Annotated in this window: 1 pseudogene; it reads left to right on the top strand. The window is 64.7% G+C overall.

Annotated elements, in window-relative coordinates:
- Positions 1 to 218: 218 nt before the first annotated feature.
- Positions 219 to 357 (top strand): annotated as a pseudogene (locus OO52_RS49345) (ketol-acid reductoisomerase); the annotation flags it as partial.

The following is a 357-nucleotide window of genomic DNA, read 5'->3' as shown; positions in this document are numbered from 1 at the left end:
CGCCACCCGGTACGACAAGACCACCGAGTCCTACCAAGCAGCCATCACCCTCGCATCGCTCCTGATGTGGGCGTGACATTTGACGACAGAACCTAGGGCAGATGCCGCTCACCTTCTCTGTTTTTCCTGTTCCCCGCTCTCCGGAGGCGCAGTGCTCACTCCCGGTCCGCTCTCGGCGAGCATGCCGCCCGGCGAGTTATCCATGAAAGGTGCATCCGATGGCTGAGCTGTTCTACGACGCCGACGCCGACCTGTCCGTCATCCAGGGCCGCAAGGTCGCGGTCATCGGCTACGGCAGCCAGGGCCACGCCCACGCCCTGTCGCTGCGTGACTCCGGTGTGGACGTGCGTGTCGGTC

Origin of the sequence: Streptomyces flaveolus, assembly GCF_000716535.1 — a bacterium.
Taxonomy (GTDB): Bacteria; Actinomycetota; Actinomycetes; order Streptomycetales; family Streptomycetaceae; genus Streptomyces; species Streptomyces flaveolus_A.
This window is presented reverse-complemented; position numbering and strand designations above follow the sequence as displayed.